Genomic DNA, 13,768 nt, shown 5'->3' with positions numbered 1-13,768 from the left:
TTTTTATTTCTCATTTTTTCATTATTTTTAAAACACTACACTATTTATTTGTTCGATAATATTAAAACTTTATTTTCAAAAATAGAATTTTTTTCTAAAAAAAATTATTCTAAAAAAAATAGTGCAGTAAATAAAAATCTTAAAAAAAAGAAAAAGTGATTAATTAATAAGAATTAATTAATCTAAAACAATCATCTGCCTCTGATTTTGCTAAAGAATCCTTTGTTGTCTTGGTTCTTAAGATGTTCAGATAATTGCTGGTTTTTGTTTTTGAGAGAGTTAATAGTTTTGTCTTTTGCATTCATTGCAGTACTTAGTTTATTGTAATCTCTCTGTTTGTTATCTAATTTTTCATTTAGGGCTTTAATTTCCGCTTCTAATTTGGCAATCTTTCCTCCAACTCCTGCTTTTTCTGCTTCATATGCTGCTTGATTTGATTTAATTTTAGCATTAAGTTCAGCAGATTCTGCCTTGAGTTTTGGAATCAGATTTTCTTTCAAGTCAGAGATTTCAGAGTTTTTGTCTTTCAATTGATTTTGTTTTCTTTTGATTTCCTTTTCCTTATTGTCAATAATTCTGTCCTTTGCATCTAATTCTTTGTTTAATCCATTGATTTTATTGTTAAGTTGATCAACAATTGATTTTTCCTCTTCAGACATGTCTTCTGTAGATGCAATTTCCTCTTCTTTCTCATTAGCCTTTTCTTCAAGTTCAACAACAAGTTTTTCAATTTCTTCCAATCTGACTTTAGCTAATTGAAGACCTGCACCTTTTTTAGCAACACTTTCACTTAAATCTGCATTGATTTCCAATTGATCAAAATATTTTTTTGTACTGGTTTCCAATGCTTCACTAAGTTCCTTTTTAACTATCTTTAGTTCCTTGTTCTGCTTTTTCAATTCAGGAATGACTTCATTGGTTAAATGATTCAATTCGCTTGCTTGATTTTTAAGTTTTTCATCTTTCTTAGCTAATCTTTCTTTTAAAGTTTCAATTTCTTCTTCGGAAATAAAAACCACCATCCGCTATCAATTATCCAATATATTTCCATAATATATCAGACAATCAATTATTTTTCAAAGTTTTTCATAATTTGTTTACTTGCAAATTTAACCATTATTTTTTTTTAACAGCTAATTCGTTTAATTGATTATAATATTTTTTAAATACTATACAGTTTTAAATATTATATAGTTATTTTATGATTTTTTCCATTAATAAATGTTTATTAAAATTTATAGATATGAGAACTATAAATTTAGATTATTTTTAGCTTAATGGCGGTTTCATAATCCACTTTTCCGTTAACTTTTAGCTTTTTAGCTTTTTGGAACTGTTTAACTGCTCTTTCAGTATTAAATCCAAATTTTCCATCAATTTTTAAGTAATGGCCCTTATATTTAAGGTAGTATCCATTCTTTTTCAAGGCTCTTTGTATTTTTTTGACAGTTAGAGTATCCTTGCTGCCTCTGCAAACGGTTTTGAAACCATTTTTCACTGTTATTTTCACAGTTTTACTTGATTTCTTATAGATTTTATTTCCGAGATAAATGATGGTAGCTTTATAAGTTCCAACTTCATTATTAATCGCAAAAGTGGCTATTCCTTTGCTATTGGTTTTTGCAGAATAAGTCTTTCCATTAATTTTTAGCTTAATGACTTTTGACTTGAGAGCTTTATTATTGTTATCTAATAATTTCACAGTTAATTTTTTGCCTTTTTTATAGTATTTGATAAGATCTTTAGCGATTATTGAAGTTTTATTTTTTAGGACAGTAATTTTAATGGTTTTCTTCTGATTCCTAAAATCACTATCGACAAAATTTATATCTGCTTCATAAGTTCCAGGATAAAGATTGATTGCTAATTTAGCTATTCCATTGGAATTAGTTTTAATTTTATACTCTTTTCCAGATATGGTAACGCTTATTTCCTTATTTGCAAGGGGATTCTTGTTCCCATCTGACAATTTAATGCTTAAGTCCTTACTGCTCTTGTAATATTTTATCAAATCATTAACTATAAGGTTTGATTCATTTTTCATTTTCACTGAAATATTTAATGTTTGGTTGTTTAACTGAGTATAAACATATCTCACATTAAGATCTGGTTTATATTTTAGAACTGCAGTACCGTTTTTTAAAATAACATTATTTATTACTTTTCCAGTGCTTGTATAGAATTTAACGTTTAATGGCAAGTTAATGTCTTCATTATAATCGTAAATTTCTTTAGTTTCATTATCGAAGAATTGGTGCAAACTAACAGTCAGTACATTACTTTTATCTTGGTCTATAATTCCATTACTTGATGTAAATGTCATGATTAACCATTTTGATGCATTTATTTTCCATGCTTCCCAAGCTTCACTATGTGGGGAGTAGTAATTGCCTATTTCATTTTGTCCCCACCAGCAGTATAATAAGGAAGCGTTGTCATCCAATGCAACATCCCCATAACGTTTCACACCCATTGTAAGGATGTAATTGTTTACAAGTGCACAATTTTCCATTTTAAGTTCAGTATCCTTAAAGTTGTTTGACACTGCAGCATGATTGGTTACATGGTTTCCATCAAAAATAGTATTGTAAACTTCAGTTACAACATGCTGTCCACTTGGAGGGGCAAGGATTGCAGCTGCATAAAATCTTGCATATCCATTTATAAACTGGCTGTTGTTGATAATCATATAATTGTGATTGCTTATTGCTCCCCCAGTGTATTCTGTGGTCTGATTAATAAAGCTGCAGTTGTTTATTGTGGTATTTGCTAAAGAGAGTATTGCTCCAGCAGAGTAAATCGCATAATTTTTTAAGAAGACTGTGTCTTCAATATGTGCAATTCCTCCACATGCAATGGCTCCACCCACTCCTTTTTCAGCTGTGATATGATTTTCGCTGAAGTATGACTTTTCAATTTCTGTTTTTCCTGTTGAGTAGATTGCCCCTCCATATTGGACTGCGCTGTTATTTATTATATTTGATTTAATTATGGTTAATTTTCCATTATTATTGAATATTGCTCCACCATACAGGTCTGCATAGGAATCCTTAATTGTACAATTGATTAAAGTCAATTCACCTCCATTATTGTAAATGGATCCTCCTACTCCTGCACCATCAGCAATAATGTTTCCATTGATTAGGTTTAACCCTATCAATGTTAATTTGGCATCGGAGTTCATTATGAATATTCTAGCGATATTTTTAGCATCAATTATGGTCTGATCTGTCTTACCTTCGATAGTTAATGTTTTATCTATTGTAAGATTGAATCCCTCAAATTCTCCTTCAGATAGATATATTGTTGACCCATTTATGCTATTATCAATTCCTTGTTTAATGGTTTTAAATGGCTTATTTTTGCTTCCATCACCAATTATATCATTTCCATCTGTAGAAACATAGATAGAATTGGAATTGCTCTCTTTAAGTTGATTTAAAGAGGTTTCATCTTGGATACTTTCTGAATTCAGACTTTCAGTTTCAATTGTGTTTGCAATGGCATTGTTTTCTTCACTTGTTTCGATAGTATTGATTATATTATCATCAATATTTTGATTTATATCATTATCAGATAATTCTACTGCACTAATAGAACTTATAAGACAAAATATTGCCATAATAATAAGAAATAATGTTAAAACACTTTTTATTTTATTAATCTTGCTAATAATTTAGCCCCCATTTTATAAAATTTATAATCAAAAATAAATATTATTCACTTCGTGATATAATTCTAATTTTAATGTTTAGTTTTTATATATTTTTCTTTTTAAAAATTGAAATTTAATTAAATTTTTTAATTTACTACAATTTTTTTAATATTTTTAATTTAGTAAAGTTGAAGGCATTTAAAAATATTAGTTTTCAAATGCTATCGCAAGTTAAAATTATTATAAAAATAAAATATTCATTACTTGAATGTTGATGATTTTTTTGTTTCGATTCTGTCGAAAAATCCTACATAACATATGTTAATAAAAATCATTAAATATTGGGAAGTCTAAAATAATATTGTACTAATTTTAGAAAAAAATTTTTCAATTCAATAATATTTTATGATTGAATTTTTTCTAATTTTAAATCAGTAAATATTATTTAATTCATTAATAAGATGATAATTGGCATTATTTTTTAAAAAATAATCTTATTTAATCTTATTTTATCTAAAAAAGTCATGGATAAAGTTTTTAATGCTTTTTCATTGATTTTTTTTACTAACAGTTAAACGGTTTAAACAGTTAAAAACAAGAGTGAAAGGGTTGTATTTATTTGAGTGTAAAAAAAGATTTATTAGCAGTGGGACATACTGCATTGGATTACATCATCACAGTTGATGAGTTTCCCGAGGCCAATCATTCTGCACCTATGAAAACAATGAAAAACTTGAATGGCGGTGCTGCAGCTAATGGCGCTATGATTGGTGCAACTTTGGGAATGAAAACCGGTTTGATCTCTGCTGTAGGATGTGAATTCATTGATTCCCCTTATCATAAGAATATGCAAAAATTAGGTGTTGACACTGAAGCATTAATCATCTCAGAAGAGGAAAGCACTCCGACAGCATTTGTCATGACAAACAATAATCAGGACCAGATCAGTTACTTCTACATGGGTGCGGGCAAAGAGTTCCATGACAGTGATGTTCCAAGGGAAAAGATAAGGCAGTTCAAGGCAGTTCATTTGGCAACAGGTGACCCTCACTTCAATTGCAAGGCCGGAATTGTTGCTAAGGAAGAGGAAAGACTGGTTTCCTTTGATCCAGGTCAAGACCTTGGATTGTACAGTCCTAAAAAATTAAAGGAAGTTATCTCCAATGTAAATATTCTATTTGGAAACCATCATGAAATCAAAAGGATTCAAGAGTCCTTAAATGTAGACATTAATGGATTGATGGATTTTGGTCCAGAGATTGTCTTGAAGACTTGCGGTTCAGAAGGAAGCATTATCTACAGTGAGGATGAGGGCAAAATAGAAGTCAAGTCTATTTACAGGCCAGCTGTAGACCCTACTGGTGCAGGAGACTCTTACAAGGCAGGATTCGTTTCTAGACTTATTTATGGCGCTTCATTAGAGGAAGCTGCTAAATTCGCTTCATCTGTTTCATCATTTGTTGTTGAAAAGCAAGGGTGCCAAACAAATATGCCTACTTTTGATGAAGCATACAATAGAATGGTTGAATTTTATAAATAATCTATCATTCTTTTTACTTTTTTTATCTTTCTTTTTTTATTATATTAAATTCTATTTTTTATTTTTTCAATTTTTTCATATATCTTCGATCTTTAATTTCATTTTATTTTCTTTCGCATATCTTTTTTTAATTTTTTAATTTTCATAACCTATTTTTAAAATCACTTAAAATTTAATAAAATACATTTGATATATATCAAAGGTATTTGATAAAAAAGGCCTATAAGTGCTTTATTTTGCAAATAACGGCCTTATAAAATAGATATCTTTATATTGGATAAAATAATTAAATAAAATTATAAAATCAACTCAAATAGAATTAAATTAAACTTTATTTTAATAAAATATATTTGAATTTAAATTTAACGATTCCTCAACATGATTTAAAGAAAATAAAGGATTCTCATAAATATTGATTTTATAATAATCTAGCATAATCAAAATATAACTGGAGATAAATAATGACTCAAATAAGTGATGCAAAAAAAGGCATATTAACAGAAGAAATGAAACATGTCGCTAAAATTGAAGGAGTTAGCGAAGATTTTATATTAAGGTCTGTTGCAAATGGTACCATTGTAATCCCATCCAATGTAAACCGGGATATTGAAGCAGCAGGTATCGGTGCAGGACTTAGAACAAAAGTAAATGCAACTGTAGGAACCTCTACAGATATTGTTAACTTTGATGAAGAGGTATTGAAAGCGCAAATTGCAATTGATCATGGTGCAGACTGTTTAATGGAATTGAGTATTGGCGGAGACTTGGATGTAATAAGAAACAGAGTTTTAGATATGTCCCCACTCCCAGTAGGTTCCGTACCTGTATACCAAGCTGCTATTGAAAGCATAAGAGAACATGGTTCTGTAATTTACATGGATGAAGATGATTTATTCAATACCATTGAAAAGCAAGCAAAAGACGGTATTGACTTCATGGCTGTTCACAGCAGTATCAACATTGAAACATTGACAAGACTTAAAAGACAAGGCCGTGTAACTGGACTTGTATCCCGTGGAGGATCATTCATGTCCGGTTGGATAGTAGAAAATGAAAAGGAAAATCCATTATACTCTAACTTTGATTATGTATTGGAAATTGCAAAGGAACATGATGTGGTTCTTTCCCTTGCAAATGGTATGAGAGCAGGTTCCATTGCGGATTCAACTGATAGGGCTCAAATCCAAGAATTGATTATTTTAGGAGAATTGATTGACAGATCCCGTGATGCTGGTGTACAGTGCATGATTGAAGGTCCAGGTCACATTCCTATCAATGAAATTCCAACCAATGTAATGATTCAAAAGAAAATGTGTTCCAACGCTCCTTTCTACATGTTAGGGCCTATTGTATGTGATGTGGCACCTGGTTACGACCATATCGTATCTGCAATCGGTGCAGCTTCATCTGCAAAAGCTGGAGCAGACTTCATCTGTTATGTAACTCCTGCAGAACACTTGGCTTTACCATCTCCTGAAGATGTAAAAGAAGGTGTAATTGCAACCAGAATCGGTGCATATGCAGGTGACTTGGCTAGTGGTCAAATCGATGGTTCCCAAGACTTGGCTATGGCTGAAGCAAGAAAAAGATTAGATTGGGAAGCTCAATACGAATGTGCAATGTTCCCAGAAGCTGCACGTGCAAAAAGAGATGAAAGACCTCCTGAAGAAGAGGACACCTGTACAATGTGCGGTAACTATTGTGCTGTAAAAATAGTAAATCAATGGTTAGACCAATCTGATTCAGATTTAATCAAATAATCAGGTATTAAGTTTCATTTAATGAAACTTATTTTCTTTTTTAATTTTTTTAATTTAGCTTTTTATTCTATTTTTTCATATTTCTATATTTTTAATTATTTTTTATTTTTTCATATTTTTATATTTTTTAATTATTTTTTATTTTTTTATATTTCTATATTTTTTAATTATTTTTTATTTAACATTTATCTAGTTTTCCAAGGTTTCATTGGTATAAATCCTTGTTCCCCTATTTTAGTTTGCCCATCAAAGAGCAAATATTCAATTAAATTATAAATGTCATCTTTTGTGTCATTGATTTGAACTAAGCTTATTACGTGACGTGTCTCATTTTTTAGGATTTCATTTCCGTTGAAATAGCTTGCGTTTAGGAAAGTATAGTATTCATCAGAGTTTCTAACAATCTTGAAGGCATCAAATTGTGATTTCACTTCCCTTTCAATAGTGAAATTAATGTTTTCTTGTCTTAAGGTGCTCCATGCCAACCTTTGAGCGCTTCCTTTAACTCCAATGAATTTCAATCCTTCCAAATCGGAGATTTTTTCAATTGTCTTTCCATGATTTGGGGAAATCAGTACTAGATGGTCATAGGCAATAGCTGTAAAGTTCAAGTCATTTTCAAAAGCAAGCAATGGGTCATCCAATGCTAAAATGTCTACCAAATCCTGTTTTGCAAGTTCATATGCGCTTTCATCATCACTGCTGTAAATCAATGTCTTAAATGGCAAGTCATAGCTGATTGCCTGTAGAAGACCTGTAATGATGTGCCCTCCAGCGATTATGATTTCTTCTCTATCTTCTAATCGGTTTTTGTATTTGTAGTAAATGTCCAAGAGTTCATATCCCTTTTCGCTTAATTCAGAACCGGAACCTACTGTAATGACCAGTTTCTCACCAAGCTTGTCTTCCGCATTTTTGATTCTTCTGTTAAGCACGGAATGGGACACTTTTAATTCCTTTGCAGTTTTTCTTTGGGAATATGTCTTTGATAATGATTCCAAGGTTTCAAAGAACTTGTAATTAAAGGATATCCCATCTATTTCAATTCCAATCTCAGGTCTAATGATGTTCTTTTCATTATTGTTAAAATCATCCTGATTTTGATTTTCGCGATTTGGCATTCAATCCCTCTAAACCCCATTTTTGTTTTGAAAATATATATTTTCTTTTATTGAAAATATTAAAAAAACTTTTTGATTTTGACACTGATTAATTTTAAATATCTTAATGAATATAATATTATTATCTAATTTCAAAATATTTATCAATTAAATTTTTGTTTTTTTAATTAGTTTTCATATGCTTTTTAAGTTAAATAATTATTGAAATTATGTATTAAGTTTAGGTAGAGATTTAAATGGAGTTAATGATATCAGCAATTGAGGCAATTATAGACAATATTCATGATGCAGAAGAGTATCTAATTGAAGAGGATATAGCAAATTTTATTGAAATTATTACAACTGCAGACAACATTTTCGTAACTGGTGCGGGAAGATCTGGACTTGCAGCTAAGGCATTTGCAATGAGATTGATGCACTTGGGCTTAAGTTCCTATGTTGTAGGAGAAACCATTTCCCCAGCTATCAATGCAGGGGATTGTATTTTAGCCATTTCCGGTTCTGGTGAGACCAACACTATCGTAACCGCTGCTAAGATTTCTAAAAAAAGAGGAGCAAAAGTATTGGCATTGACCTCTTATCCTGAAAGCAGCTTAGGCCAATTGGCAGATGGGATCATTCATGTAAAAGGTAGAACAAAAGTTGAAGTGGATGATGAAAACTACCTTAAAAGACAAATTAAAGGAAATTACACTTCCTTGACTCCTCTTGGAACTGCTTTTGAATTGACTTCATTGGTTTTCCTTGACGGTTTGGTTTCTGAATTGATGGAAGCTATGGGAAAAACCGAAGAGGACTTGAAAAATATGCACACTGTTTTAGAATAACTCTAAAACATTTTTATTTTTATTTTTTTAATATTCTTATTTTTTTTAAAATCTTTTTTTTAATTCCTATTTTTTTAACTCTTTTTATTTCATATCTCAGATTTTTTTATTAATTTTCTTATTAATTTTCTTATTAATTTTTCCATTTTTAAGTGTTATAAAACCATTTTATATTCGATTTACAATTCTATTTAAATTTTAATTTAATTTTATATCATTATGAAAGATTTTTCTTAATCGTTTAGGCTTTAATTTACTTATTTTATTCAAAAAAACCTTATTATAAATATTTTAGAAAATTATTTATATAATTGATATGAAAAATATTTCATGTTTATATTTAATTTTTAGGTAATTCTATGGAAAAGAAAACAAAAATAATATTGGTTGTTCTACTTGCATTGGTTATTTGTGGAGTTGCTATCAGCATATTCAGCTCTCCATCTTCAATGAATTCATCAGGTAATCAAACAATAACTGATATGGCAAACAGAACAGTGAACATTCCAAGTGATGTTAATAGGGTAGTTGCTACAAGCCCTCCAATGACTACAATCATGTATATGTTGGCTCCAGATAAGTTAGCTGGGGTCAACTTTCAATGGACTGATGAGGAGCTTAAATATGTTCCTGATCAATACAAGGAAAAGTTTCCAGTTGTAGGGGGATGGTTTGGAAGTCAAGATGGTAATTATGAGGAGTTCATTGCTTCAGAACCTAATTTGGTTGTAGAAGGCATTGATGAAGGCATGGGCGTTGATTTGTCAACTGTTGAAGAAAGACAAGAGAAATTCGGATCACTTCCTGTTGTTGCTGTAACTGACAATACCAATGTTACAAAGATAGACAATACCATTGAATTTTTAGGAAAGCTGTTAGATGCAGAAGATAAGGCAAATCAGCTCATTGACTTTAATGATAAGTATTTGGCTGAAGTCCAATCCACTGCAAGTTCCATTCCTGAATCTAAAAGGAAGTCTGTTTATTACGCTTCTGGTGAGGATGGTTTGTCCACTTATGCAAGTGGCGCTTCCCATGGTCAACTAATATCCCTTGTTGGAGGAAAGAATGTGGCTGATACTGAAATTCAAGGCAGTGGAAGTGAATTGACTGTTTCCATTGAACAGGTAATGAAATGGAATCCTGATGTGATAATTGCCACTGATGAAGACTTTTACGGAAACGTTTACAGCGATTCCAAATGGGCCAGCGTAAAGGCAGTAAAGAATCATCAGGTTTATCTTTCACCGCAATCCCCATTCAAATGGTTTGATAGGCCCCCAGGTGCCAATATAATCATTGGTGTTCCTTGGACCGCTAAGGTAATTTATCCTGATAAGTATTCCAACATCAATATGGTGGATGCAACTAAAGAGTTTTACAGCAATTTCTATCACTATGATTTAAGTGATGATGAAGCTAAGGATATTTTAACTTCTTCCGGGCTTAATGAATCAGATTTATAGTTGAATAGTTTAAAGAGAATAGGATTTTCCTATTCTTTTATTAATTTTTTGAATAATTTTAAGGATTTGTATTGATGAGTGAGAATTCTTCTTTAAATATTGATAATTTGGTTATTTACCTTTTACTGATTGCACTTCCAATTTTTTTATTCTTTGTGTCTTTTATGTTAGGTAGATATCCAGTAGCTCCTATAGATGTAATAAAGACTATTTTAAGTCCTATTTTCCCATCTTTAGCTGTATCTCCTGAGCTAAATTCAATAGTTTTCACTATTAGACTGCCTCGTATAATTGCAGCTTTGCTTGTTGGTGCTTGTTTGTCATTAGCAGGAGCTTCATTTCAAGGAATATTCAAGAACCCTCTTGTTTCTCCAGATTTGTTAGGGGTATCTGCTGGAGCGGGTTTTGGTGCAGCTATTGCTATTTTAGCGAATATGGGAAATGCATTGATTCAGTTGTCAGCATTCATATTTGGAATAATCTCTGTATCAATTACCTATGTAATCTCTAAATCATATAGGGCTGGAGGAATTCTTTTGCTTGTTCTTTCAGGTACAGCAGTTTCTGCATTCTTCAATGCTTTGATTTCAGGAACCAAATTCATGGCAGATCCTTATGATAAATTGCCTCAAATCACTTATTGGCTTATGGGCAGTTTATCTGCAGTTAATTTTAATAAATTATCAATGATTATCATTCCTCTTCTCATTGGCGTAACTGTCATAATGATTTTAAGATGGCATTTGAATGTTCTGTCAATGGGGGATGAAGAGGCCCAATCTCTTGGATTGGACCCTGGAAAATTAAGGTTTATTATTATTGTAGCATGTACTTTAGTTACATCTGCAGCGGTTTCAATCAGTGGAATCATTGGTTGGATTGGACTTGTAGTGCCTCATATGACACGTATCATAGTAGGTCCGGACCATAAGATCTTGCTTCCTGCTTCATTAAGCATTGGTGCAAGTTTCCTGCTTCTGATTGATAACATTTCAAGAACATTCATCTCTATTGAGATTCCAATTGGTATCCTAACAGCAGTTATAGGTGTCCCAATATTCCTCTACTTGCTTAGAAGAGGTTATTCTGAGTGGAATTAATTTTATGTAATCGGTGTTTTTATGGCAAAATTAGTTGAAGTTAAAGATGTTTCATTTTCTTATGATAAGGATTCTCCAATCGTATTTGAAAACATTAGCTTTTCAATAGAAAAGGGGGATGTCCTATGTATTTTAGGGCCAAATGGGACAGGAAAGACCACATTGATTAAAACTTTAAATGGACTGCATAAGGTTAATTCAGGAACAGTTCTCTTAAATGGTGAAAATATTGACAAGCTATCATTTAATGATATTGCAAAGACTGTAGGTTATATCCCTCAGGGGCATATTCCATCTTTTCCTTTCAGTGTCTTTGATGTGGTATTGATGGGTAGGTCTCCATACATTAATTTAACTGCATCTCCTAGAGAAGAAGATAAGGAAATAGCGTTAAATGCACTTAAAACTCTTGGAATTGAAGATTTAAAGGATAAAAGCTATACCAATCTAAGTGGAGGTGAAAGACAGCTTGTATTTTTAGCAAGAGTCTTGGCTCAAGAGCCTGATTTGCTTATATTGGATGAACCAACCAATCACTTGGACTTTGGAAATCAAATCAAGCTTTTGGAAATAATCGAACAGTTGTCTGAACTTGGACTTGCTGTCATAATGTCTTCACATTATCCTGATCATGCATTTTTGGCAGCTACAAAGGTGGCTATAATGAAAGACAAGTCATTCATTGACTTTGGAAATCCTGATGATGTCTTGACTGAAGAGAACTTGAAAAATGCATATGGGATTGATGTTAAGCTTGTTGAATTGGAGAACAATAGAAAGATTTGTGTTCCTCAAAAGACCAATTTGGAATTGGTCTTGAGCAACTATTCAAAGAAATACTCTAAAAAATTATAAATAAAATCATATTCATAAAATCATTTAATATTTTAAATCAATCAAATGAACGAGAAATAATTTAAAAAGGTGAAAAAATGGTAAGTGTTGAAGATTACGAAGAGCAATTGGCAAAAGCTAAGGAATTCCATGGAGAAGTCTGTGGTGGAATAGCTATTGGTACCAAGCTTGCAATGTATGGAATGGAATTAATGGGATTTGAATTGAACAAACGTCATAAGAACCTAATTGTATTTTTGGAAATTGACAGATGCATGGCAGATGCAGTTCAATCAGTAACCAAATGTACCATGGGTAAAAGATCCCTAAAGCAAATGTACTATGGTAAGTTTGCAGTGACTTTCTATAATATGGATACTGGTGAAGCCATTAGAGTATCTGATGCAGATGCTAACAAACAGGAAAAGATTAGAGAAACCAGAGATGAAATGATTGAAAGATTCAAAAGAACTCCTGCTGAAGAACTCTTCAATGTGGAAAAGGTTCACGTTGAATTAAAGCCTTCTCAAATGCCGGGTAAACCACACACAAGCACATACTGTTCAATCTGTGGTGAAAAAATTACTGATGGCCGTCACTTGAACCGTGGTGGAAAACCGGTATGCATACCATGTGCTGAAGGGGCATATTACGAGATAATTGATGAATAATAAAGGGGTTCAAATTTATTATTCGTTTAATTAAATAAACGATCAATTATTCGATAACTTTTACATTAACTTATTAATTTAAATGGTGATTATTTATGGCAAATACAACAGGCATGTTACCTGCAAATGGACATCGTATTCAAGGTAGGTCAAGCGAGTCATTTTTGAATGCTCATGACATTATTATGGAATTGGACCTTAATGGCAATGAAGTTTTTATGGATGCAGGATGTGGTGATGGGCATGCTGCACTTGAAGCTGTCCAGATTTTAGATGATGATGCTATAATCTATGGCGTGGATATCTATGAACCTTCTATTGAAGACCTTCAAAAGGCTGCTCGTGAAAAGGGTTATGATAATCTAATTCCAATTTGTGCAGATATTCCTGATCACATTGACTTGGATGATGATGTGGTTGACGTTATTCTATTGATTAATGTATGGCATGGATTTAAGGCAACCAGAAGAATGGATGAAGCTATTGAAGAACTTAAAAGAATTCTCAAACCTGGTGGAAAAATAGCTATCATGGATTATAAGAAACAGGAAGCTAAACATGGTCCTCCTATCACTGTAAGAAGCAGTCCTGAAGACTTGGAAGAAGTCTTTAAGGAACATGGAATGAGATTATTCTCTTTAAATCCAGATTGCGGTGAGGACATTCCTCAAGGGAAATCTCATTACTTGATTGTTTTTCAAAAATAGCTCATGCTATTTTTTCTTTTTTATTCTTTTTTAATCATCCTTCTTTTTGCTTTTTTTAATTTTCCTTCTTTTTTAATTTTTTAATTT

The 13,768-nt window shown here is 31.7% G+C and carries 11 protein-coding genes; 8 read left to right on the top strand and 3 right to left on the bottom strand.

Annotated features, from left to right (window positions below; genetic code table 11):
• Nucleotides 1-191: 191 nt before the first annotated feature.
• Both IJI80_RS03240 and IJI80_RS03235 read right to left on the bottom strand, forming a co-directional pair.
• The gene (locus IJI80_RS03240; protein WP_292787605.1) at nucleotides 192-1,022 is read right to left on the bottom strand and encodes a hypothetical protein; all 831 of its coding nucleotides are present in this window, start codon (nucleotides 1,020-1,022) and stop codon (nucleotides 192-194) included.
• Between the two features lie 236 nt (nucleotides 1,023-1,258).
• A complete protein-coding gene (locus IJI80_RS03235) occupies nucleotides 1,259-3,622 on the bottom strand; it encodes a peptidoglycan-binding protein (protein ID WP_292787603.1) in 2,364 nt (787 codons plus the stop codon).
• Nucleotides 3,623-4,274: 652 nt separating this feature from the next.
• Between IJI80_RS03235 and IJI80_RS03230 the strand changes: the two genes are divergently transcribed.
• Both IJI80_RS03230 and thiC read left to right on the top strand, forming a co-directional pair.
• On the top strand, nucleotides 4,275-5,195 hold the full coding sequence (locus IJI80_RS03230; protein WP_292787602.1) for a carbohydrate kinase family protein: 921 nt from the start codon (nucleotides 4,275-4,277) through the stop codon (nucleotides 5,193-5,195).
• A gap of 461 nt (nucleotides 5,196-5,656) precedes the next feature.
• Nucleotides 5,657-6,955 carry a phosphomethylpyrimidine synthase gene (thiC, locus tag IJI80_RS03225; RefSeq protein WP_292787601.1) on the top strand — a complete coding sequence of 433 codons (1,299 nt, stop codon included), beginning with the start codon at nucleotides 5,657-5,659 and terminating at the stop codon, nucleotides 6,953-6,955.
• A 185-nt stretch (nucleotides 6,956-7,140) separates the two neighbouring features.
• Here the strand turns inward: thiC and IJI80_RS03220 are convergent, their stop codons facing one another.
• On the bottom strand, nucleotides 7,141-8,076 hold the full coding sequence (locus tag IJI80_RS03220) for a LysR family transcriptional regulator (protein ID WP_292787599.1): 936 nt from the start codon (nucleotides 8,074-8,076) through the stop codon (nucleotides 7,141-7,143).
• A gap of 236 nt (nucleotides 8,077-8,312) precedes the next feature.
• On the opposite strand from IJI80_RS03220, the gene hxlB reads away from it, so the two are divergent.
• The 6 genes from hxlB (at nucleotide 8,313) to IJI80_RS03190 (ending at nucleotide 13,681) form a co-directional block, all read left to right on the top strand.
• Complete coding sequence (hxlB, locus tag IJI80_RS03215; RefSeq protein ID WP_292787597.1) at nucleotides 8,313-8,903, top strand: 6-phospho-3-hexuloisomerase; 591 nt, start codon at nucleotides 8,313-8,315, stop codon at nucleotides 8,901-8,903.
• 359 nt (nucleotides 8,904-9,262) lie between these two features.
• Nucleotides 9,263-10,369: an ABC transporter substrate-binding protein gene (locus IJI80_RS03210; RefSeq protein ID WP_292787596.1), complete on the top strand. Its 1,107-nt coding sequence runs from the start codon at nucleotides 9,263-9,265 to the stop codon at nucleotides 10,367-10,369.
• 74 nt (nucleotides 10,370-10,443) lie between these two features.
• Nucleotides 10,444-11,469 (top strand): iron ABC transporter permease, encoded by a 1,026-nt coding sequence (locus tag IJI80_RS03205; protein ID WP_292787595.1) that lies wholly within the window; start codon nucleotides 10,444-10,446, stop codon nucleotides 11,467-11,469.
• Between the two features lie 21 nt (nucleotides 11,470-11,490).
• Nucleotides 11,491-12,324, top strand: coding sequence for an ABC transporter ATP-binding protein (locus tag IJI80_RS03200; protein WP_292787593.1), 834 nt, complete (start codon nucleotides 11,491-11,493; stop codon nucleotides 12,322-12,324).
• Nucleotides 12,325-12,401: 77 nt separating this feature from the next.
• Nucleotides 12,402-12,974, top strand: coding sequence for an FmdE family protein (locus tag IJI80_RS03195; protein WP_292787591.1), 573 nt, complete (start codon nucleotides 12,402-12,404; stop codon nucleotides 12,972-12,974).
• 95 nt (nucleotides 12,975-13,069) lie between these two features.
• Nucleotides 13,070-13,681, top strand: a complete 612-nt coding sequence (locus IJI80_RS03190) for a methyltransferase domain-containing protein (RefSeq protein ID WP_292777698.1) — start codon at nucleotides 13,070-13,072, stop codon at nucleotides 13,679-13,681.
• Nucleotides 13,682-13,768 lie beyond the last annotated feature (87 nt).

Origin of the sequence: Methanobrevibacter sp., assembly GCF_017432245.1 — an archaeon.
Lineage (GTDB): Archaea > Methanobacteriota > Methanobacteria > Methanobacteriales > Methanobacteriaceae > Methanobrevibacter.
This window is presented reverse-complemented; position numbering and strand designations above follow the sequence as displayed.